Here is a 24382-nt window from a genome sequence, read left to right on the forward strand (position 1 = left end):
CTACCTATGTCGAACTATATTGGCGAGGGTAGGATTTTTCTTCCTCAATTTGAATATCCTCGCAGTATATATTATAATTTTCCGTCCTTAATTCAGGATACTTTTTAATCAAAGTTGGTAGTAAATTTGTATCGAGATAAGATGGCTTTTGCTTTTTTTCATTTATATAAAACTGATAGGAGCTATACTGATTGTTTGCCATACTCTTTAAAATGGTTCTTTTTATGTAAAGATGATTTTGATGTATATACTTACTTATTTTAAATAACTCTTTGGGCTCAGAAATCATGTTTGTATAATATCTAGATTCATATAACTGATCCCAGTATTTATATTTAAGCTTGAAATATTTTGAGTACTGTTGATTAATGAAAATTAGCACATCTGAAAGTGGAGCTTTTGGAGAACGTATAAGTAGTTGGTAGTGGTTATTCATAAGAGAGTAAGCAATTATTGTAAAGGAATATATTTTATGAGCCTGAGATAGCGTATGTATAAAGAACATGAAATCCTCTTTATTAATAAAGATATTTTGCATCCGATTTCCTCGCATAGTAATATGATAAAAAATTTCGGGCTGCCATACTTTTCGAATATTACCCATTTAAACTTCGCCTCCTCTATTTGACAACACCATAATATAAAATAGGGTAAACTACAATTGTCAAAATTTATTATTATAAACAACAATTCCAATCTTACTTAAAATAATTAAGTAAAATTCAATTTTCCATCAATAATTGTACTCAAAATAAAATTATCAATTCTCTATACTAAAGCTATCGGGAAATTTCCTTTACAGTAGCAAATGTTCCGAGAAGCCTCTACAAAGTTTCACAACCTTTTCCGAATTTTACTCTTACCTGTAAAGGTTCCGCTCTTGGCATATTATGAAACTGCACTGCATTATGTTGTGTGATAAAATAGGGAAAAAGGAGTGTTTCCAATGAAGGACAGGGTGTTAATTGTAGAAGATGAAAAAAATATTGCACGTGTTCTTCAATTAGAACTTGAGTTTGAAGGATACACAGTGGATATTGCATATACGGGAACAGACGGATTGATCAAATATCGAGAGCAGCAATGGGACTTAGTTTTACTGGATTTAATGCTTCCTGGTTTAAATGGTTTGGATGTATTAAGAAGAATTCGTGCTACAGAAGATGAAACGCCAGTAATCTTGTTAACCGCAAAAAACAATACAGAAGATAAAGTAGCTGGATTGGACCTTGGAGCGAATGATTATGTAACTAAACCATTTGAAATTGAGGAATTGTTAGCTCGCGTGCGTTCGGCAATTCGTTTTACTAAATCATCCACACCAGTTCCTGTTCATGATGAAAATGTGCATATTTTTCAGACGCTTATTCTGAATGAACAAACACGTGAAATTACTAACTCGGGAGTATCTATTAATCTAACGCCTCGTGAGTATGATTTACTATTATATATGATGAAGCATCCTAACCAAGTGTTGACGCGAGAGCAGCTACTAGATGCTGTTTGGGGATTTGATTATTATGGGGATACGAATGTTGTAGATGTTTATATACGTTATGTTCGGAAAAAGTTAGAAGAAAACGAATTACTTTCTTTTATACAAACCGTCCGTGGTGTTGGATATGTGCTGAAGGAGCAAAAGAATGAAGCTTAATACTAAAATACATCTATTTTCTACCTTATTGACGCTTTTAATCATAGGTTTAATGAATATAGGTGTATATTTTTTATTTGAAGATATGGCCTATGATTCAGAATATAATCAACTTAACACGGATGTAGATTCTATGATTACTGCATTAAGTAAAATGCAAGAAAAGGATGACCCTGCCACAATTTTGCGCACCTATATACCACCTAGTGGAGGTATACGGATCTTAGATGGCAAAGGAGAACTACAATTAGTTGTTCAATCAGTTGAAGAGCTAACTACTTATCAACCTTATTTTGAACAGGATGAACGGTACTCAATTGGAAGTCTTGAAGGTACTCCTGTTTTGACGATAAGTAAACCTGTTATTTGGCAAAATGGAGAAGTTGTAGAAGTTCAGACGATGAAACAATTAATAGATGTGGGGAATAATTTAGATTTCCTTCGTCTTATTTTACTTGGTGTAACAGTAGCTGGGATGTTACTGATGATGGCATCGAGTGTTACATTAGGAAAAATAATTACGAGGCCAATCAATAAACTTATAAATACAATGTTTCATAGTAGAATTTCAGGAAAATATGAAAAAATAGCGGTTCGTCCAAATGGAAAAGACGAAATAGCTCAAATGGGGATTGCTTTTAATGAGATGATGGAGCAGCTGGAGCAAAACTTTAAAAAGCAGGAGCAATTTGTATCTGATGCCTCACACGAATTAAAAACACCATTAACAGTAATAGAAAGTTACGCTAAACTATTGTCTCGACATGGTTTCAGTAATACTGAAATTGCGGAAGAATCCGTTCAGGCAATTATCAAAGAAACGAGCAGAATGAAAGAAATGGTGTCGCAAATGTTAGTGCTGGCAAAAAGTAACGGAAAACAACAACATAATTTTGAATTGATTGATGTGAATGTTTTAGTGGAAGAAACCTTAAAGTCAATGCGAACTGGATATGATCGAAACTTTTTATTAAAGGTTAATGGACCAACCTATGTAAATACTGATATAGAGCAATTAAGACAGTTACTATTTATCATTTTGGATAATGCTCGTAAATATAGCGAAAAAGATATTAAGACAACAATTTCAGAAAGCGAGGAAGGAACGACTATCTCAATCATGGATTATGGGGATGGTATTCCCAAAGAAGACTTGGATCGAATTTTTGATCGTTTTTACCGGGTCGATGAAGCACGAAATCGAAAAACAGGTGGGACTGGACTTGGGATGGCTATCGCCAAAGATATAGCAGATCGCCTTTGTGCGAAATTAACAATTCAAAGCACGGTAGGATTTGGTACAACCATCCATATTTTTCTTCCTTCTAATCAAATTCTCATGGATTTTTAATGTTCGTCACTTATGATGAGTATGAGGGGGAGTGCGTGAATGGAATTTAATAAAATGAAAAGAACTTTTATCTTTTGTATCGCTACAGTCGGTATCGTAGTAATAGTATTCGTAGTCAACATTGGCTCAGATTCTTTACTTATGACCGAAAAGAACGTACGCACCCAACTCGAGCAAATGTATGATGCAGAAGTAGCTGAAGTGAAGAAAAGTGATGATAAAGATGTTTATGAGGCGATAATTGCAAAAAGTGGACAAGTGTATTTGGTCGAAATGAATGCCACTACTGGTGATGTGAGTTCCTTGAAACACACGGATGAGTTCATAATTGAAGAAATACCGGTTAAAACTCAAGAAGTTAATGAAGTATTAGATATGGGTCCTGAAGTAAGTCCGAAAAATGCTAAAGCCTCTTCTAGAGGGGAAATAGTTGAAAGTAATATAATCTCATCTAATGGCACTTCTAAATTAGTTATTATTGAAAAATCTAAGGACTCATCTGCGAAAGTAAAAGTTGTGGAAAATCCTAATGTTTCGGATAATAAAAAGTCAAAACAAACAACTGCTGATAAAGTAGTAAAAACAGAAGAAAAACCTATTAAAAAAGTGATCAAAGATGCTATTAAAGAAGTGTTGGCATCTGAAACGACTAAACCGGTTGAGACTTCCAAGGAAGATGCTAAAAAAGAAACAAAAAAAGAGAATACAACTAAAACAGAGATTTCTAACACAGATACAGCTCAGGCAGATGTTAGTAAATCAGATACAAGTAAAGTAGATGCAAACAAAGCAGACACGGCAAAAAATGAGCCATCTAAAACAAATGCGCCTCCAAAAACAGACTCGGCTAAATCAGAAACTTCTAAAAGTGAAACGACTGTAAAAACGGAAAGCTCGAAAGCAGAAGAACAACAAAAAACTGAGACTAGTGATATTGCTGTAGGGAAAACAGATGAAAAAAAGACAGAAGTAACTGAAAAACCGGTTACAGTTTTAATCACTGCAGATGAAGCGTTAAAGATTGCTCAGCAACAACAAAAAGGAACAGTAGATAGTAATTCCTTTGTAAAGACAGATGAGGGTGGATATTACTTAATTGTAATGACAGCTACGAAAACAGAGGAAACAAAAGAAAGCACGAAAGAAAAGAAAACGAAAGCAACAATACAGGTACATGCTATCTCTGGAAAAATACTTTCTGTGACTTGGGAATAGTTTTCTCATCAAATTCTAATAAAACTCTAGCGGTTTTCTCATTTTGTTCCTTTATTATGAAATTAACAAATGAATAGCATTTCAAGTTGTTGAACGAGTTTGAAGGAAACAAGTTCAGGCAACTAAGCATAATAGGGGAACGATCTTACGGCGATCAAAGCGATAAAACGAAGCGAATGAAGGTAATAATATTTACGGCGTAATAATATAATCCTTGAGCGATAACAAGGGAAAATGCACCTCACTCTACAATTCCCCGTAGAGTGAGGTGTTTTTTTATATATATTATATATCGTGTACACTGTGTTTATAAGACGTGAAAGATTGAATGATAATAATATTACTGATTTCCGTTACATGTCGGACGCTTTCCACAGATGGTGCCATTTTACTGACACTGTCCCGAAATTTCTGAACTAGTAAAAGGAACAGGTCTAGTTTTATGTTCTGTGAGGCCGGGTGTCTATATGCCCGGTTTTTTTATTAGACAAAAAAATGTCTCCCAGTAGTTTCTACTGGGAGACAACTTCTTCATTATTTACGTTTATTACGTTTCGTTATACGCCCAAGTGCAAATGCACCGGCAGCTAGACCTATCATTGTATTCGTGTTCTTATTGAAAACTTGTTTTACAACAAGGTTCATATTTGCAGGACGCTCTGCTAGTCGACGCATGAAGTAGCCATACCAGTCTTGTCCAAAAGGTACATACGTACAGAAGTTATAGCCTTCTTTTGCAAGTTGTTGTTGCATCTCAGTGCGGAAACCGTATAACATTTGGAATTCGAATTTATCATAAGGAATATTATTATCTTTGATAAACTGTTTAATATGGTTAATCACATTATGATCATGAGTAGCGATGGAAGTGAATTTACCATTTAATAGATGCCATTCTATTAATTCTATATAGTTTTTGTCAATTTCTTCCTTTGTTTGGTATGCGTATTCAACAGGCTCCTTGTAAGCTCCTTTTACGATACGTAGACGGAAGTTTTTATACTTTTGAATGTCCTCAACTGCACGGTAGAAGTATGCTTGAATAACAGTTCCAACGTTATCGTAGTCTTTTGAAAGCTCATCCAAAATATCAAAAGATGGTTGTAAATGTTTGGTAGACTCCATGTCAATATTGATGAATGTATTATATTTATGTGCAGTTTGTACAATTTCTTTTAAATTATTTAAAGCGAAGTCATAATCAATATCTAAACCAAGCTGTGATGGCTTTAAAGAAATATGTGCATCTACTTGATGTTCCTCGATTGCTTCGATTACTGCGATAATTTGTGCTTTAGCAGCTAATGCTTCTTCTTTTTCGAAGACAAATTCCCCCAAATTATCGACTGTACAAGAAATACCCATTGCGTTCAGCTTTTTAATACTCTCTATTGTTTCTTCAATGTTTGTTCCAGCCACAACATGCTGAGCACCCATTTTTAAACCATATTTTTTTGCCGCACCATTTAGTATTTGATTCTCAGACAAAGCCATAAAAAAATCTTTTAACATTGTAATGCTCCTATCTCTGTTTTGATGATTCATTATAACACATTTTACAGTGGAAATAGTATTCCTTTAGCCATAGTTCGACAAATTTCTATCAAACAAAGTAAAGGGAAAGATACTTTTATTTAATACATATAAATCTATATGAAATCTCCTGTCAAATTATCAGAAAATTAACTTGCCATTTGTAAAATAGTAAGTTAACTTTGAGATAGTGAGTAATTTCTATTATCAATAATTACTTATTCAAAATCATTTTTAGGGGGCAGCACATGCGAAATAGTAAGATTAAAAAATCAGCTGTAGCGGCAGTAATTGCAACATCATTATTTTCTGTTTCAAGCGTATCATTTGCAAATAGCTCATTACAAGAGGTAGTTGACAATGCAAGGAAAGATATTAAAAACTCAGCTTATTCCTATGTAGTCCCAGCGCAAGCTGGAAAACTTGCGACTAGTAAGAACCTTTACCCCGCTTTGAACACTGCTAAAGCAAACTACCAAAAAGCTAGAAATGAAATTGTTAAATCCAATGTAAAAAACAAAGATTTATTACTAAAAAATTTAGATGAGCTATATCACGACCGTGTAACTAAAGGCATTATTCCTTATATCGATGCTTATAATTATGCTGACAAGTACTTAGCTCCAATTATGAAAGAAATTGAACAAGCAGAAATAAGTAAAGATTGGGATAAAATAGAGAAAGCGTATCATAAACTTTCTGTCCAGTTAAAAACTCGTACTGCTATTTTGTATCGTTTTACTGGGAAAGCTCCTCGAGATCTATTACTAGAACAATATAAAGAACCAGCAAATCAAAAACGTGATGAATTAATAGTACCAGTTACTATATTTATGAAAGCGAAGGAAGCCGAAGCTTACATAGCTGCAAATAAAGAACAAGAAGCTTTAAAAGTACTTGAATCTATCAATCTATTAATAGAAAAATTACCAAGTGATTCTTCACCAATTATAAAAGAATTACTTGTATATGTTGAAAATATTAGTGAACAAGTTAAAGCAGACTTTACATTATCGTTAATGCATGTAAACGATACACATGCACGTACAACACAAGCTCCTAAACGTTTAACGGCTATTAAAGAAGTGAGAGCTGAAAAACCTTCTGCTCTACTTATCGACGCTGGAGATGTCTTCTCAGGTACTTTATATTTCAATGAATTTGAAGGGCAAGCAGATTTAGAATTAATGAAGTTAATGGATTATGATGTAATGACATTTGGTAATCATGAGTTTGATTTAGGTAGTAGCGAAGAAGGACATAAAGCATTAAAAGAATTTATTGAGAAATCTAACTTCCCATTCGTTAGCTCGAATGTTGATTTTTCAAAAGATACTAATTTAAAAGGGCTATTTAATGTAAATGTATCAACAGAACCAAAAGATGGACAAATTTATAGTGGTATTATTAAAGAGATAGACGGCCAGAAGGTTGGATTATTTGGTCTAACTACTGCAGAAACTGCTAATATATCTAGTCCGAAAGATGTAACTTTTACTAATTATATAAAAGCAGCTCAAACAATGGTTGATGAGTTTGAGAAACAAGGTGTCAATAAAGTTGTTGCAGTTACTCATATTGGTTATGATGACACCCCTACAGTAGATAATGATTTGTTACTAGCTGCTGCTGTTAATGGCATTGATGTAATAGTTGGTGGACATAGTCATACTAAATTAGAGAAGCCTGTATTAGTAGAAAAAGATAGTACTGGTAAGGAAAAAGATCCTACTATTATCGTACAAGCTTCACAATATAGTGAATTTTTAGGGACACTAGACGTTGACTTTGATGAAGACGGTAAAGTAGTCGGTCATGCTGGCGAACTAATTGAGATTAAAGATCAAGTAGAAGATCCTACGGCAGCTTCTTTATTAAAAACATATTCGGATAAAATAGATGCAATCAATAAAACAGAAATCGGTGTAGTTGCAGAAGAAGAATTACAATTACCTCGTACAGATGGTGATGATACTAAGCCAAGTGTTCGTAAAAATGAGACTGCTCTTGGAAATATAATTACTGATGGTATGCTTTCAAAAGCAAAACAATACGATAACAAAGTTATTATGGCATTACAAAATGGTGGAGGAATTCGAGCAGAAATTGGACAAGGTCCGATTACTGTTGGAGAGGTAATTACAGTTCTTCCGTTCGGTAATACATTAGCTACAATGGAAATCACTGGAGCAGAACTAAAATCTGCATTTGAAATTAGTTTTAAATCTTATCCAAAAGAGAATGGTGGTTTCTTACACGTTGCTGGTGCAAAAGTAGAGTTCGATTCTTCGAAACCTGCTGGAGAACGTGTAGTATCAATCAAATACAAAGCAGCGGATGGGTCGTTTGTGGATATTAAAGATGGTGAAAAATATGTAGTAGCCACAAATGCGTTTACAGCTAAAGGCGGCGATAGCTATGATGTATTTGAAAAAATTTATAAAGAGGGTCGTGTTACAGACCTTGGACTTTCAGACTGGGAGAACCTTCAAGAACAGTTGAAAACGTTAAAAACAGTTAACAATAAAACAGAAGGTCGTATTGTGGACGTGAAAAAGTAATAGAAGTAAATCCTTTCGCTATTAGAGTAGCGAAAGGATTTTTTAGTATGGAAAATATAAATTAAATTACAAAGATTGGAGCTCAGGTCGTGCCCATGCCCATGGAAAGCGTCCTCCCTTCGCTACAATCAACGGCATATATGTTCATGTTCTTAAAGGGCCGGGAGTCTTTTACCCGGTTCTTCTTACTTGGCCATACAAGGATTAGAATACTATTCGAATACAATCTCATTTAACATAAAACGTTTAATTACCTCCATATTCGGCTCGAAGCCGATGCCATATCCTTTTGGAACTTCAATATAACCATCCACTACTACTATTTCCGGGGAAATGATATCCTCTTCCCAATAGTGAGAAGAACCTGCAGTATCACCTGGTAGCGCGAAATTTGGCAGGGTGGTAAGAGCGATATTATGAGCACGTCCGATACCTGCCTCTAGCATTCCACCACACCAAACAGGAATACCTTTTTCCATACAATAATCATGAATTTTCTTAGCTTCAGTTAGACCTCCGACACGAGCAATTTTAATATTAATTACTTTCGTACTACCAAGCTCAATCGCCTTGCGTACATCTTCTACAGAGAGTATACTTTCATCCAAGCAAATAGGGGTATCCAACTGTTTTTGTAACTTAGCATGATCAACAATATCATCACTTGCCAAAGGCTGTTCAATCATTAGTAAATGATAGTCGTCTAATTTTTTTAATAGCTCTATATCTTCTAGAGTATAAGCCGAATTCGCATCAGCCATGAGAGGGACAACAGGAAATGCATTTCTAAGCTTTTGAATCACTTCGATATCATACCCTGGTTTAATTTTCACTTTCATGCGTTTGTAGCCCTCTTCAATATAATGATGTACTACTTCTAATAGCTTCTCCGTACTTGTTTGGATGCCAATGCTAATACCAACTTCAATTTTTTTAGCAACTCCGCCAAGGGCTTGCGCTAGAGACTGTTTGTTACGTTTGGCATATAAATCCCAAATAGCCCCTTCAACAGTAGCTTTCGCCATATTATTTTTTCGGATTGGGGAAAAAATTTCACTAACTTCATCGGGGTGATTGATTTCTTTATTCAATAACAGTGGTATAAGAAAATCTCTAATCATATGTAAGGTGGTCTGAACTGTTTCTTCTGTATACCATGGAGCTTGGAAAGCTGCAGATTCGCCCCAACCAGAATTGCCATTTTCGTCGAATACTTCTAATAAGAAAAACTCTTTTTCTTGCATACTTCCAAAGCTAGTGACGAATGGATTCTTCATTGTCATTTTTAAATGGCGCAAGTTCATTTTTTTTATAATCATTTTTTTACTCCTCTAGTTAAAGCTAATATCATTCAACTTATCATGTTCTAGCCACTAAAACAAATCAAAAAAACCCTACAATTGTAGGGGAAATTATTGTGGATCTAACGCCTCTTTCTCCGTATCTAATGGTGAAACAGGTGCTCCCTCCCAAATCATATGAAGGGACGCTTGTATATCTAAGTCATTTCTATAATCCATTTCTTCTTGTTCAACTGGATTTGGGTTAATAGAAAATCTCCTCCTCATATCCTTTCTATTATTATATTATTCAAAAATAAAATATGACATGAAACATCAAAAAATTATTTTGTATATCAAAAATCGCTAAAAAACGAATTCTTTGATTGAAAAAGTTATAGAAATTCCATAGTTGTATTTATTTGTTAATTCTGATAATTGAAATATCTTAACGGATAGTTACAATAAAAGAATGAAAGGAGAAGATAAAATATGACTGTCGAATATCTAGTTCAAGTAATGAATCGAAGTATACAAAAGGTAGAGGCAACGGTTGATCAGATGGAACGTTATACATATATGTCAAAGGCTGATCAGCATCAAATTATACAGGCAGTTTTAGAATTAAGTGATCGTATCAAAGTACTCGAAATGCATATAGATTTAAAAAATCAGAAAAAGATTCATTAAAATATGACACATGAACACCATAAAGATTGACATACTACTAAATATGATGTAAATTACCAAATGGACGAACATTTCAGTTCAATTGATAATAAATATTCGTATTTGGGAGTGTAAATGATGGATAACGTATTCGATTATGAAGATATTCAATTAATTCCGGCAAAGTGTGTGGTAAATAGTAGATCTGAATGTGATACTACAGTCACACTTGGAGGGCATACATTTAAATTGCCAGTAGTACCTGCTAATATGCAGACAATTATAGATGAAAATATTGCAAATTATTTAGCTGAAAAAGGGTATTTTTATATTATGCATCGCTTTGAACCACAAAAACGTATTGCGTTTATCAAGAGTATGCAGTCACGTGGATTAATTGCCTCTATTAGTGTAGGAGTCAAAGAGGAAGAGTACGCTTTTGTTGAACAGTTGGTAGAAGAGAAACTTATACCTGAATTCATTACTATAGATATTGCACATGGTCATTCCAACGCAGTAATTGATATGATTAAACACCTAAAAAAACACTTACCGGAAAGCTTTGTCATCGCTGGTAACGTAGGTACTCCAGAAGCAGTGAGAGAGCTAGAAAATGCTGGAGCAGATGCAACAAAAGTTGGTATCGGTCCAGGGAAAGTGTGTATTACAAAAATTAAAACTGGATTTGGAACTGGTGGTTGGCAACTTGCGGCACTACGCTGGTGTGCAAAAGCAGCTAGCAAGCCAATAATAGCTGACGGTGGAATTCGTACACACGGTGATATTGCAAAATCCGTTCGCTTCGGGGCTTCCATGGTTATGATTGGATCTCTATTTGCAGGTCATGAAGAATCACCAGGTGTTACAGTGGAGAAGGATGGCAAACAGTATAAAGAATATTTCGGTTCTGCATCTGAATTCCAAAAAGGCGAAAAGAAAAATGTTGAAGGTAAGAAAATGTTTGTAGAGTATAAAGGACCACTGGAAGATACTTTAAGAGAAATGGAACAAGACTTACAATCCTCTATTTCTTATTCTGGTGGAAACAAATTAGAATCGATACGTAATGTAGACTATGTAATAGTGAAAAACTCTATTTTTAATGGAGATAAAGTTTACTAAAAATTTATGTTATTATAGACGGTCCAATGTTACAATAAGGTTGTTATTTTATTATTTGAATAATAACATTATTTGAAAAGAGGAGTGTTCTAAATGGCTATAGATGTATATCTTACTTTTAACGGGAATTGTCGAGAGGCTGCAGAGTTTTATGCAGAAGTATTTAAGACAGAAAAACCAGAAATTATGACATTTGGGGAATCACCACAAAACCCTGATTATGTACTGCCTGAAGAAGCAAAAGATTTAGTTCTACACACTCGCTTAAATATTAATGGTAGTAATATAATGTTCTCTGATACATTTCCAGGATCACCTTTTATGGAAGGAAATAATATCAGTTTGGCTTTTGTTAGTAAAGAAGAAGATATGGTTAGATCTGCATTTAACGCACTAAAAGAGGGCGGTAGAGTAAGCATGGAGCTCCAAGAAACATTTTGGAGTAAATGTTATGGATCCCTAAGAGACAAATTCGGCATCGAATGGCAATTTAGTCACGAAACTGATCAAATGCCACAATAATAATTTAAAAGGCCATGCAACGTTAGTATATGTTGCATGGCCATTTTTTGAAAAAAGTGAAAACTGCTGCTACAAGCATCCTGTAATGTCCAAAACTAACCGTGAACAATATTAACAGAGTATGTCTTTAAAAGGCTCCATTCTTTCTAAATATCTCATTTTCGTTTTCTAAATAATTCAAAATATAATGATAAACCGATACTGTTTACAGTATACTTACATATAAACATACTAGAAAAATAATAGAAGGAAGAGATAATACGATGAGTATACGAATAAACCCTCGAGCGCAATCCTTGAAAATCCCTGGAACCCGACAATTCTCCAATCAATTAGTTCATTATCCAGATGCGATTAATTTGACGATTGGTCAACCAGATTTCCCAACACCACTATCTGTAAAAGAAGCAGGTATTCGAGCGATTGAACAAAATCTAACTGGATATTCGCATAATGCAGGACTTCTGGAGTTAAGAAATGCTGTGAACTCTTTTTTCTCTGATAAATATGGATTCTCGTATGATATCCAAAATGAAATAGTTATTACAAACGGTGCTAGCGAAGCGATAGATGCAGTATTTCGAACAATAATAGAAGAAGGGGACGAGGTTATCCTACCGGCTCCTACTTATTCTGGGTATGTGCCTGTTATTGAACTTTGCGGAGCCAAGGTAGTGTATTTAGATACGACCGACACTAATTTTCAGCCTTCTGCTGAAAGACTTGCGAACTTGATTACGGATAAAACAAAGGCAATGTTTTTCAATAACCCTTCTAATCCAACTGGGGTTGTTCTAACAAAAGAGACGATGGATGGATTAGTTGATGTTATAAAAGAGAAAAATATATTTGTGCTAACTGATGAAATATATAGCGAAAATACTTTCTCTGGAAAGCATCATTCTTTTGCAAGCTATATGGAAATACGAGATAAATTATTTTATATCCATGGGGTATCCAAGTCACATTCGATGACTGGTTGGCGAATTGGCTTCTTGATGGGTCCAACAAATGTGATGGAGCATGTAGTAAAGGTACATGCGTTTAACACCATTTGTGCTTCACTACCTGCTCAATATGCGGCAATTGAGGCATTAACAAATGCAAAGGATACACCGACTGAAATGAACTTTGAATATGTGAAAAGACGTGACTTTGTCTATAGTCGTTTAACGGATATGGGGGTAACTGTTGAAAAGCCAAATGGAGCTTTTTATATTTTCCCTGAGATAAAAAAGTATGGATTGAATTCATTTGATTTTGCTACTAAGCTATTACAGGAGGGCGGAGTCGCGGTCGTTCCCGGAAGTGCATTTACAACATATGGAGAAGGCTATATACGCATTTCATATGCCTACAGCATGACTGTGCTAGAGGAAGGATTAAATAGACTAGAAAAATTCCTCTTTTCATTAAATAAATAATAATTTCTAAGACACTAGACGTTGTTTAGTGTCTTTTTAATGCACTTTAAGTTTATGTTAACGTACGTATACTCAGGGGAGTGGGACCACGTAAATTAAGAAAGGTTATACCGACATGTATATGGTTTACGGGAATAAAAAAGGGAGACTGGGACAGAAGTAGAAATTTTATTGGATAAGGAGAAACCTATGCTAAATAATGGATATTTAATAAAATTGATTGAAATGGAGGGGCGACTCCTACGGGAATAGCGTGACGCCTGAGACTACAGGCTCAGGCCACGCCCGTGGAAAGCGTCTTGGAATTTTGGGTACAGCAAAAAAACAGCATTTTTCTCACAGAGAAAAATGCTGTTTTGGGGTTCTGTCCCCGCCTCTTTTGAAGTTGGTGAATATGGATAATTATCCCTTTCCGCAAGTAAACGCCAACTGACCGCAAGTATTCAAATCGTGTGCGCAAGTATATATATCACGTTCGCAAGTAACCAAAGCATGACCGCAAGTATCGATCAATCAAACGCAAGTAATCCACCAAATCAACTTCCTGCTATTCAATCTCTAAATGTTTCTTCAAAATCATCGTCACTTCATTCAATTCTTCTTCTTCAGGCACGTAATACCAAATATTATTCATTCGCTTGCCACTTCCACTATCCAGCGAAATAGACTCAACATTTGTCAGTGCCTCCTTATAGCCTTTTTGTATATCCATCATTTGATCGAAGGTCATATTGGTACGGATGTTTTCCGCTAATGTGGCCAACAAATTCTTATAGTGGAGCAGACTGCTAAAAGAAGCTCCTTCCTTTAAAACGGCCAGAAGAACTTGCTTTTGACGAGCTTGTCTGCCAAAGTCACCTAGCGGATCATTCATTCGCATACGTACATAGTTAAGTGCTTTATCCCCATCTAAATGAATCGGACCTTTTTCAAATAAATAACCGTTTTCTTCAAAAGCGGATGTGTTCTCGACTGTCACACCGCCAACGCTATCAACAATTTCTAAAAAACTTTCCATATTAACTTGTACTACATAATCAATCGGAATATCTAGTAAACTTTCGACAGAATGTAGAGCCATATCTATCCCGCCAAATGCATACGCGTGATTTAATTTATCCATTTTGTCTAATCCAATGATCTCCGTATATGTATCTCTAGGAATACTCAATACTTTTATAGAAGCAAGGGAGGGATTAACGGTGAGTACGATAATTGTGTCTGAACGACCGACATCGGCCTCTCGTTCATCTACACCGAGTAATAATACCGAGATTGGTTCTTTTTCTACGAGCTCCACCTCCGTTTCTCGAAGGATAGAAACTTTTCGGATTTCGGGTTCGTGGATAGTCTCGAGTGTCGTAGATACATTTTTATAAATACTAGTAGCGTAGACTGTTCCGCCTATAAGTAATGAACTAATAATAGTAATCCAAATTATTTTCTTCGACATTCATGGTCCTCATTTCTTTTAACTACAAAGGCTTTTGGTAAATATATGAATACACGATCCAGATTATTAATCTAAACTTCTTCTAGTATGTATAGAATTTGATTTTATTAAACGAATAAAAAAATCCTATTTTATTATGGGATATGACAATAGAAACGCTCAATAACAGCAATTCTCTCTATTTATGTCGAAATTAAGAATAAAATATCTGAATATATTAAATTTTCTATATATTTTTCGTAATATTCTTATTATAATGAGGCTAAAGGGGTGTCACTAATGAGATCTGTTAGAAACAAATTAGTTCTATTAGCTATAGTTGTAATTTTTTTACCGTTATTAGCTGTAGGAATTATCAATTACAATGTGTCTAAAAATGAGTTAGAAAATATCGGTAAACTTGGGATGCAAAATGGTACATATGCAATTCTTGATTTGATAGAAGAACTCAATAAAGAATACGAAAGTGGTTACATAACATTAGAAGAGGCACAACAAAGAGCAGCCTCTAAAATTCTAGGTAACTTAAATGAAGATGGAACACGAAACATAGAAAATCCGGCAAAGTATGGAGAAAACTTCTACTTTTACGTAGTGGATGAAAGTGGAGTATTACTAGTGCATCCGAGCTTAGAAGGGGAAAGTTTATATGACAATCAAACAGATGATGGTAGATATTTTATAAGAGAAGTAATTGAAGTTGCTAAAGATGGTGGAGGCTATGTTTCTTATGATTGGCCACTTCCTAATAACCCAGAAAAAATAGAACCAAAAATTACGTATAGTATGGAAGATCCAAACTGGGGCTGGGTTATTGCTGCGGGTACTTATGAAATGGACTTCAATGAGGGAGCTATGGCAGTACTTAATACATCCGTGATTGCAATTGTATGTGCATTGCTTATAGGAATTGCACTATTTTGGTTTTTTGCGGGTAAAATGACCTCATATATTAAGAGGATTATGATTCTCACCTCAGAAATAGCAAAAGGAAAGCTAAGTGGGAGTTTGATACCAATAGAGACAAAGGATGAACTAGGAAAACTAGCGCAGAATGTGAATGAAATGAAAAATAGTTTAGAGGAAATGGTTAGTCAAACACGACTATCCTCCGATCAAATGAAAAATTCATCTGAAATGTTAAGTGCAATAACAGAGGAAACAACTGCATCTGCTGATGAAGTAAACTTGGCGATTACTGAAATTTCTAAAGGAGCGGTTATTCAAGCAGAGGAAGCTGAGGTGGCAATCGATAAAGTAAGTAGCTTATCTTCCGTCATTGAAAAAACAAATAAGCAATATACAGTCGTACTAGATGATGTTGCACATATGAATAAGCTCCAGGATGATGGACTATCAAGTGTTCAATACTTAGCAACTAATACAGATAATTTCCAAAGAGTTATTAGCATTCTACAAGAAGATTTTATGCAGCTCACAACTAGAATGAGTGAAATTTCTCAAATAGTTCATACGATTACAGATATATCAGCTCAAACTAATTTATTGGCACTTAATGCAAGTATCGAAGCGGCAAGAGCGGGAGAACATGGGAAAGGCTTTGCGGTAGTTGCCGAAGAAGTTCGTAAACTTTCAGAAGGAACGCAAACTGCCACTAATAGTGTAAAACAATTATTAAACGAAATTGAAGTAGATACAAAATCTGCTCAGAAGCAAATGGACGAAACGCTTATGATTTCCAATGAACAAATGAAGTCGGTTGATGACACAAAGCAATCATTCGTAGATTTATCTCAGTCTATTCAACAAGTAAAAAATAATCTAAATAGCTTGAATGAAGATATGGAAGAAATGGTCATTAGTAATGAAGTAGTTGTACAATCAATTACAAATATTTCTATAGTAGCAGGAGAATCAGCTGCATCTACAGAGGAAGTAAACGCTTCTATCGATGAACAAAACATTGCTATCCAATCAATTATGAAGTCGGCATTAGAACTTCACGAAGAAGCTGAGAAAATGCATGAGCTAGTTGCTAGATTTAAGTAAGAAATCGAAATGCGTAACAAAAAGGAGAATTTAAATAAGGCTAACATTACGGAGATGAAATTTACTCTGTCGTGTTAGCCTTTAGTATTGAAGGAGGTCCATGACGTTCTATGGACCTCTATATAAATTCAATAACCTATATTTAATCTTCTATTTTTGTAGCATTAAGCTGTAAGAAATACCGAATTATATCTCGGAAGAAAGCCTGTAACATTTCATTGAAAGTGTGAAGAGCATCAAATGCATAAAGTCTATACGGGTCTTCTTGACCATACCCACGGATATTAATACCTTCTCTTAAATGATGTAGATTATCTAAGTGTGTGATCCAAGATCTGTCTAAAGTTTCTAAGTATATGGACTGTATATTCGGCCATATGTCTTCTTCAAGGGAAACGGTACTTGCAATATCCATAGCTTGGCTATATACCTTTTTCAATGATGAATCTAATTCGATTTTACTTTCCTTGTCGGTAGAATCCATAATGTTGTCCGTATCTGCAGTTAATGTTGATAGAATCTTAATCTCATCAATAATTTCATTCCACATGGCTGCATGTTCGCTATTATCCAAATTAATTTCATTAAGTTCTTGGATAAGATTTTCCTTGCGTTCATGCATAGCATCGATTATTAGTGACTGCATATTTTCAACATATAACGCTTTCTCTCGATAATTATACATAACTGATTGCTGATCATTATTAATATCATCTAGTTTCAATAAGTGAGAGCGACTAGAGAAATGAGTGCCTTCAATAACTTTCTGCACATTATAAACAAATTTAGAAGGGTTTGGAGCAAGTATTAAACCAGTTTGATCAGTTTTTACTTTATTTTTATATTTCTCAAATTCGTCTTCGTCATAATAGTAGAAAAGTTCATCTTCCAAAGAAATAATAAATTGTGTGCTGCCAGGATCTCCTTGGCGACCTCCGCGGCCACGTAACTGCATATCAATACGAGCACTGCTATGTAGCTCGGTGCCTATAATATGAAGTCCGCCTAATTCGGGTACACCTTCACCAAGAATAATGTCAGTCCCACGACCAGCCATGTTAGTTGCAAGCATAATTTTATGCAACTGCCCTGCATTAGAAATGATTTCTGCTTCATCTTCTTCTGTTTTGGCATTCAATATAGAATGTTTTAAATCCAACTCTTTTAGAGCAATAGAAAGCTTTTCAGATTGTTGAATAGAAGTAGTTCCGATTAATACTGGACGACCAATATCATGGTATTTCTTTGTTTCTTCTATAATTTTTTTAATTTTATCATCACTTGTTAGATAGACAAGTGTCTCCAAATCCTTACGCTGATTTGGTTTGTTTGTAGGAATTTCTGTAACGCGTAAATAGTATGTTTCCCAAAATTCATCTTTAGAAGGAACAGCACTTCCTGTCATTCCGGAAACATGTTTATATAAACGGAAGTAATGCTGAATCATTACCGATGCTTGTGTGTTATTTTCTTCTTTTAATGAAACTTTTTCTTTTGCCTCGATTGCTTGATGTAGTCCATCGCTAAATGTTCTACCTTCCATTACACGACCTGTATAAGGGTCTACAATCATAATTTTATCGTCTTTTACGATATAATCTACATCTTTTCGCATTACTACTTTAGCACGAAGACTTTGCATAGCGATATGCATAAATTCACGATGTTCACTATCATATACATTGTCAATTCCGAACGCTTCTTCTAAACGGTCAGCACCTTCGTCCAATAAAACGATTTGCTTGGTTTCTGGATAATAATCATATTCCACTTTATCTTTAAAAGACTCAATTACCATATGCATAATTGGGAATAAGTTTAGGCTAGCATTAGATTTCCCAGCAATGATCAAAGGAGTTCTTGCTTCATCTATTAATATGCTATCCACTTCGTCGATTAGTGCATAAAATAGTGGACGTTGAACTAACTGATCAGAACCTTGAATCATATGATCACGCAAGTAATCAAACCCGAATTCGGTACCCGTTCCATATGTAATATCACAATTATATGCTTCTTGTTTTTCATCAGTTTCCAATCCGGAAATATTCAATCCGACAGTCAAACCTAAAAATTCAAACAAGGGTTTCATTTGTTGGAAGTCTCTTGTTGCCAAATATTCGTTTGCTGTAATAATATGTGTTCCTTTTCCGTGTGCGCCAAACACATATGCAGGCAGCGTTACTACTAACGTTTTACCTTCCCCAGTCTGCATTTGAGCAATTTGTGACTGAGTAAGTACGGCTCCACCCATTAACTGAGAATCATAATGACGTAAGCCAAGAACTCGTTTGGATGCCTCACGAACGACAGCAAAAGCTTCAATGATCAATTCTTCTGGAGAAATTCCGTTATTTAATTGGTCACGGAAAATTTGTGTATATGCTTGGAGCTCATTATCAGTTTTAAGTGAAAACGATTCTTCTAAGGCATTTATTTTAGAAACAATTTTATTCAGTTGCTTTAATTCAATTGTTTCACCAGATATCATCTTTTTAATAGAATGTAACATAATATTCATTCTCCCTACTTTTAAATTCCAAACTTCATTATATCATGAATTGTATAAGCGAGCATTTGTAAGATAATGTACTAATATTTCAATTATATTACAACAATAAGTTTTAAATGTTACCAATAGATGTTAATGTTAGAATAGTAGGGAAAGGGGTTATAAAATGAGAAAGATTTACACATCTATGATTTGCATTATGTTAGTTGCACCGATTAGTTCAACAGTTTATGCAGAGGAAACACAGGCCACGGAAGACCAAATAGAGAATGTTGAAGAGGTCATTGAGGTTGACAGTGATTCTGAGGAATGGTTAGAAGATACTATTGAAGTTGAACAACCACAAGAAGAAGTGGTATTAGAAGGCTACGAGAATTTAGGTTCTATGATTTTCAAGTCATCAGCTGTATCTTCTAAAATTGCAGCAAATGAAAAGGGAGAGTATTTCATTTATTACATCATGCATGGTTCTCCCGCAGCTTTAGTAGTTGTCAATTATGAAACAAAAAAGATCTTACATACCTTTACTCTTGAAGACTCAAAAAGTGCATGGGGTCTTGATGTAGATGAAAATGGGAAGTTATGGGTTGGTGGTTCTGTATCTAGCACACTATATAGCTATGATCCAAACACTGAAGATTTTGAAAAACATGGTGCTATTTTTTCAAACAAAAGCGATACATCTATCCAAGATTTAATCGTTTCTGGAAAGAAAGTATACGCTGGTTCTGCATACGGAGGAAGTCTAGTTGCCTTTGATACAGAAACAGAAGAAATAGAAGAGTTTGGTCAAATTCGTAAAAGAAAAGAGTTTGTGAAAGCAATTGTAGCAGATGAAGAGAAAGATGAAATTTATGTTTCGATTGGTTCTCCAATGGATTTATTAGTGAAAAAACCTAATACGAAAAATTTCACTTCATTCTTACCATCAAAATATATGTCTGAAAAATATGCACAGGATTTAGTTCTAACGGAAGACTATATCGTTGCAAGATTACATCCGTCGAATCTAGCAGTAGTATTTGACCGTAAAACATTAAAAATTGTCGATGAGTTTGAATTGAAGTCTAAAACAGTTTCAACTATTTCGCCGAATGAAGAAGCGCTATATTATACAAAAGCGCAACAGCTAATAAAATATGATTTTGAAACAAAAGAGCATACAGAATTAGGTGTATATTTGCCGAAAGGTACGGAAGCTATTAATTTAGACTTTATTTTAAAAGAATCTCCAATGGTTGATGAAGAGAATGGTAAAGAAGGAATCACTGAAGGTGGAGATGACTCTAAGGGGGAAGCAACTCCAACTGACCCATCGTTAGAAGATGTTATTGCTCCACAAGTGAAAAATGAATTAGTAAAAGATGTTCAAATTGTTGAGACTCTTCCGGTTATTGTAGAATCAATCGATGAAGAGGTTAAGGAAGAAGTTCCAAACGATGAAGATTTAATAGTAGAAGAGCCAATTGAAGAACCAAAAGAATTTGTTCTTTCTGGTATGGTTGATAATTTAGGGCAGATTTTTGAATATAATCCTCAAACAGGTGAAATGACTTATCACCAATTTGAATTACCAGAACAACCAGTGGAATTGTACACACTTGCTTCTAGCTCAGATGGTACTAAAATTTTCGCTAATGGATATATGTCTGGTGGACTCGGAGTTTATGATGTACAAACAGGTAACAAAGAATTGTACCGTAACATTAGTCAAATTGAATCTATGTTTGATATCAATAACAAACTATATATTGGGGCATATCCACTTGCGAGACTCCTAGTTTATGATCGTGAACAAGAATGGGCTACTTGGAATCCAAAAGAAGTTATTCGTATGAACCAATATGGACAAGAACGTACAACTGCTGTTGCACCTTATAATAAAGGTAAAGAAATCGTTTTTGGTACTTTACCAGATACTAGTGTTGGAGGCGGTGCTTTAGCATTCTACGATACTGAAACAGAAGAAATGGATATTTACGAGAATTATATTTATAACCAAAGTATCGTTTCTTTAGTTAGTAGAGGAACGCAAATATTTGGTGGTACTTCTATCCATGCAAATCAACAAGTAAATCCAAGGGGAGCAAGATTATTCTATTTTAATAGAAGTACCCCGGAGGACAAAAAGTATATCCATCTACCATTTAGTGCAAGTATGATTACTAGTCTAATAGTAGATAAAGATAATAAAGTATGGGGTATGGCGGATGGAAAGTTATTTGTCTATACAGATGAATGGACTGATATTAAAACGGTTGAGTTATTACCATTAATATCTGGTAGATTCCGTAATGCTCAAATTATTGAAAATGTAGACGGCTATATCTATGGAAGTGTAGAAGGAAAACTATTTAAAGTTACAAAAGATACATTAGAAGTAGAGTGGTTGAAAGATAAAGGTGTTTACGGCCTAGAAAAAGACTTAAATGGTAATTTATATTTTTACGATGGAAGTAATTTATGGAGATATACAATTGAGCAAAATCGTGCGATAAAACAAACTGAGCAGTAAGAGAAACTCAACGAAGCGAAGGAGAATGTAACTTAATGAAACAAAAATTGCTATACCTTTTTATTATTTTTGCTGTAGCCATGGGCGGATTATTCCAAACAGAACGTGTAGAAGCACAAACAACTAAAGTTTATTGGGATGGAATTTTAATGGTTCCAGGACAAGCAGGTAAAATTAAAGTTGTAAAACCAATTAACCTTTGGAAACGCACTTCAGATGGTTTGGTATTTCAAAGAATATTAAAACCTGGCGAACAATATCGTGTTTACCGTTATGATAATTTATACGGTGGACAATACGGTCTTGGTGGTGGTATGTACATTACTAAAATGGCTGGTTATGTAGAATACAAAACACCATCAAAAGCAAAATTAAAAGAACTAGCAAATGCACAAGGTACATCACCGGCACCAGGGAATACAGCTTCTAATCTATTTCCTGTGGAAAAGACACCTTCTTTGACAATAGGTAAGGTTTCTAGCCAATCTGTTACTCAGATAGCACCTGGCGTACGTAAAAAGTTCTTTGATATCGATTCCTCAAATGGTTCACAGAAACTATTCATGCTGGAATATGATGGAGTTACGTCTAATATTGAGCTGAAAACAGAACTAGCAAAAGATCAAATTAAAGGATTTGAAACTACTTCATCACAAGCAAATAGTGTGGTACAAAATGATTCCTATCATGTTGTAGGTGGAGTAAATGGAGATTATTTCGATAAGTATGGTCAACCGATTGATTTAATGATGATGGACGGTTCTATCGTGTCAACGCCTCAAACTGCGTTGAGTGATTTAGCTGTTTTAGGGATTAAGTCAAATGGTAAAGCAATTATCGGTGCTCCAAAGGTTGCGATGAATGTAACGGTAAATGGTGGACAATCATACGCTATCAATTCAGTTAATAGATCAAGAGCCGCAAATCACCTAGTAATCTACACAAAAGACTTTTCAGCAACTACTGGAACTAATGAGTTAGGGACTGAAGTTAGAGTAAAAGTAGAATCTGGTAAATTAAATGGATCTGAAAAATTAGTAGGTACAGTAACAGAGAATGTTACAAACGTTGGAAATGCAAAACTAAATAGCGGTGAAATTATACTATCTGGTCACCATTTTGCTAGTCAGTTTTTAGAAAAAGTACAAGTGGGTGACAAAATAGAAATTACGACTGCATTTACTCCAGCTGAATGGAATGATGTTCGTGAATCCGTAAGTGGACGTTATCATTTAGTGAAAAATGGTACACTACAAACGATTAAAGTTGCAGGTGTCGCACCACGTACTGCTGTTGGTATTAAAAAAGACGGTAGTATTTTCACGATTGTAGTAGATGGTCGTAGTACTGCAAGTAAAGGTTTATCTCTTCAAAATACTGCTAAACTCATGAAAGATTTAGGTGCACAATATGCAATGACATTTGATGGTGGTGGATCATCTACTCTAGTTGCTAGAGAGCTAGGTGCCAATAAAGTATCAGTAGCCAATAAGCCTTCAGATGGTGGAGAACGCTCTGTATCTAATACACTACTATTTATAAGTAAATATAAGACAAGTGCACTTGCAACAATAGCACCTGCGTCCGATGTTTTAAACCTTTTCCAAGGAGCAACTTATACTAATCTTTCTGTACCTGTAAAAGGTATTGATCAGTATATGAATCCTGTGGCAGTATCTGGTAATGGTACAGTAACGTCTTCTATTATAAAAAGTTCAAACGGTAAACAAACAGTTACTGCTGGGCCAGGAACATACGCAGGAGTTGTGACTTATGATGGAAAAACAACAAATATCAATATTAAAGTTACAAATACATTGGATAGTATAAAAACAAGTGTAAACTCTTTACAGGTAGCTAAAGCAAAAACAGCACAACTTACAGCGAGTGGAATGAATAATGGACAAGCAGTAATTACTGCACCTGCTGCATTCAAGTGGACGACTACTATTGGAACAATAAGCAATGGTAAATTTACTGCTCCAAACAAAGATGGTATTGGAACGATTACTGTAACATACGGTTCTAAGTCTACAACTATTCCAGTAGTTGTAGGAGATGTGGCACCAACTATTTTAGAATCTTTCAATAAAGGTATCTCCAACTATGAAGCTTCAGGTGATCGAGTGAAAACTGTTTCTGTGCAATCAGTAACGAATGATCGCGATGGATCAAAAGCTCTTAAACTAGCTTATGATTTTACAGGTACTACTGGAACATCAGGCGCATATGTTGATGCAAAAACAAGTTTAACAATCAGCACACCAGCTAAGAAAATAGGTATGTGGGTAAAAGGAGATGGCAAAGGCCATTGGTTACGCTCTCAAATAACTGATGCCTCTGGGAAAACAGTTCAATTAGACTTTAGTAAAAATGTGAACTGGACAGATTGGCAATTTGTTTCTACAGAAGTACCAGCTGGACTAACATATCCATTGAAGATGGCATTACCTGTTCGTTATATGGAAACAGAAAATGCTAACAAAACGAATGGTGAAATCATAATAGATGACATTCAATCTATTTATAAAGATTAAAAGTAAGGAAATAGTATTAGAAGT

At 34.9% G+C, this 24382-nt stretch carries 17 protein-coding genes; 11 read left to right on the top strand and 6 right to left on the bottom strand.

The genetic code is table 11. The features are described from left to right. Positions 1-4: 4 nt before the first annotated feature. A complete protein-coding gene (locus tag MKY60_RS04625; protein WP_340928842.1) occupies positions 5-604 on the bottom strand; it encodes a transposase in 600 nt (199 codons plus the stop codon). Positions 605-946: 342 nt separating this feature from the next. On the opposite strand from MKY60_RS04625, the gene MKY60_RS04630 reads away from it, so the two are divergent. The 3 genes from MKY60_RS04630 to MKY60_RS04640 are packed head-to-tail and all read left to right on the top strand — an operon-like array spanning position 947 to position 4220. Beyond that, positions 947-1654: a response regulator transcription factor gene (locus tag MKY60_RS04630; protein ID WP_093496619.1), complete on the top strand. Its 708-nt coding sequence runs from the start codon at positions 947-949 to the stop codon at positions 1652-1654. Next, on the top strand, positions 1644-3005 hold the full coding sequence (locus tag MKY60_RS04635; protein ID WP_340928843.1) for a sensor histidine kinase: 1362 nt from the start codon (positions 1644-1646) through the stop codon (positions 3003-3005). Before MKY60_RS04630 ends, MKY60_RS04635 begins: the two co-directional genes overlap by 11 nt. A 39-nt stretch (positions 3006-3044) precedes the next feature. Then, positions 3045-4220 (top strand): PepSY domain-containing protein, encoded by a 1176-nt coding sequence (locus MKY60_RS04640; RefSeq protein ID WP_340928844.1) that lies wholly within the window; start codon positions 3045-3047, stop codon positions 4218-4220. Positions 4221-4754: 534 nt separating this feature from the next. Here MKY60_RS04640 and MKY60_RS04645 read toward each other — a convergent pair. Next, positions 4755-5732, bottom strand: coding sequence for a proline dehydrogenase family protein (locus MKY60_RS04645; RefSeq protein WP_340879202.1), 978 nt, complete (start codon positions 5730-5732; stop codon positions 4755-4757). A 269-nt stretch (positions 5733-6001) separates the two neighbouring features. On the opposite strand from MKY60_RS04645, the gene MKY60_RS04650 reads away from it, so the two are divergent. Further along, entirely contained in the window at positions 6002-8314 is a 2313-nt protein-coding gene (locus MKY60_RS04650; RefSeq protein ID WP_340928845.1) for a 5'-nucleotidase C-terminal domain-containing protein, read from the top strand. A gap of 212 nt (positions 8315-8526) precedes the next feature. Here the strand turns inward: MKY60_RS04650 and menC are convergent, their stop codons facing one another. Continuing rightward, entirely contained in the window at positions 8527-9633 is a 1107-nt protein-coding gene (gene menC / locus MKY60_RS04655; protein WP_340928846.1) for an o-succinylbenzoate synthase, read from the bottom strand. A gap of 93 nt (positions 9634-9726) precedes the next feature. Beyond that, a complete protein-coding gene (locus MKY60_RS04660) occupies positions 9727-9882 on the bottom strand; it encodes a hypothetical protein (protein WP_269915875.1) in 156 nt (51 codons plus the stop codon). 204 nt (positions 9883-10086) lie between these two features. Here MKY60_RS04660 and MKY60_RS04665 point away from each other — a divergent pair, with 204 nt between their 5' ends. The 4 genes from MKY60_RS04665 to MKY60_RS04680 all read left to right on the top strand — a co-directional run bounded on the left by MKY60_RS04665 (position 10087) and on the right by MKY60_RS04680 (position 13331). Then, positions 10087-10284 (top strand): hypothetical protein, encoded by a 198-nt coding sequence (locus tag MKY60_RS04665; protein WP_340928847.1) that lies wholly within the window; start codon positions 10087-10089, stop codon positions 10282-10284. 117 nt (positions 10285-10401) lie between these two features. Then, positions 10402-11385 carry a GMP reductase gene (guaC, locus tag MKY60_RS04670; protein ID WP_093496612.1) on the top strand — a complete coding sequence of 328 codons (984 nt, stop codon included), beginning with the start codon at positions 10402-10404 and terminating at the stop codon, positions 11383-11385. Positions 11386-11478: 93 nt separating this feature from the next. Next, positions 11479-11907, top strand: coding sequence for a VOC family protein (locus tag MKY60_RS04675; protein WP_340879206.1), 429 nt, complete (start codon positions 11479-11481; stop codon positions 11905-11907). A gap of 263 nt (positions 11908-12170) precedes the next feature. After that, on the top strand, positions 12171-13331 hold the full coding sequence (locus MKY60_RS04680) for an aminotransferase class I/II-fold pyridoxal phosphate-dependent enzyme (RefSeq protein WP_340928849.1): 1161 nt from the start codon (positions 12171-12173) through the stop codon (positions 13329-13331). A gap of 547 nt (positions 13332-13878) precedes the next feature. Here the strand turns inward: MKY60_RS04680 and MKY60_RS04685 are convergent. Continuing rightward, positions 13879-14784 carry an LCP family glycopolymer transferase gene (locus MKY60_RS04685; RefSeq protein WP_340879207.1) on the bottom strand — a complete coding sequence of 302 codons (906 nt, stop codon included), beginning with the start codon at positions 14782-14784 and terminating at the stop codon, positions 13879-13881. A 279-nt stretch (positions 14785-15063) separates the two neighbouring features. Here MKY60_RS04685 and MKY60_RS04690 point away from each other — a divergent pair, with 279 nt between their 5' ends. Beyond that, positions 15064-16794, top strand: coding sequence for a methyl-accepting chemotaxis protein (locus MKY60_RS04690; RefSeq protein WP_340879208.1), 1731 nt, complete (start codon positions 15064-15066; stop codon positions 16792-16794). A gap of 142 nt (positions 16795-16936) precedes the next feature. Here MKY60_RS04690 and secA read toward each other — a convergent pair whose 3' ends face one another. Continuing rightward, entirely contained in the window at positions 16937-19306 is a 2370-nt protein-coding gene (gene secA, locus MKY60_RS04695) for a preprotein translocase subunit SecA (RefSeq protein ID WP_340928851.1), read from the bottom strand. Between the two features lie 166 nt (positions 19307-19472). On the opposite strand from secA, the gene MKY60_RS04700 reads away from it, so the two are divergent. Beyond that, a complete protein-coding gene (locus MKY60_RS04700; protein ID WP_340928852.1) occupies positions 19473-21821 on the top strand; it encodes a hypothetical protein in 2349 nt (782 codons plus the stop codon). A gap of 35 nt (positions 21822-21856) precedes the next feature. Beyond that, entirely contained in the window at positions 21857-24358 is a 2502-nt protein-coding gene (locus tag MKY60_RS04705; RefSeq protein WP_340879211.1) for a phosphodiester glycosidase family protein, read from the top strand. Positions 24359-24382: the final 24 nt, after the last annotated feature.

The sequence above is a fragment of the Psychrobacillus sp. FSL K6-1415 genome, assembly GCF_038003185.1.
GTDB classification, from domain to species: domain Bacteria; phylum Bacillota; class Bacilli; order Bacillales_A; family Planococcaceae; genus Psychrobacillus; species Psychrobacillus psychrodurans.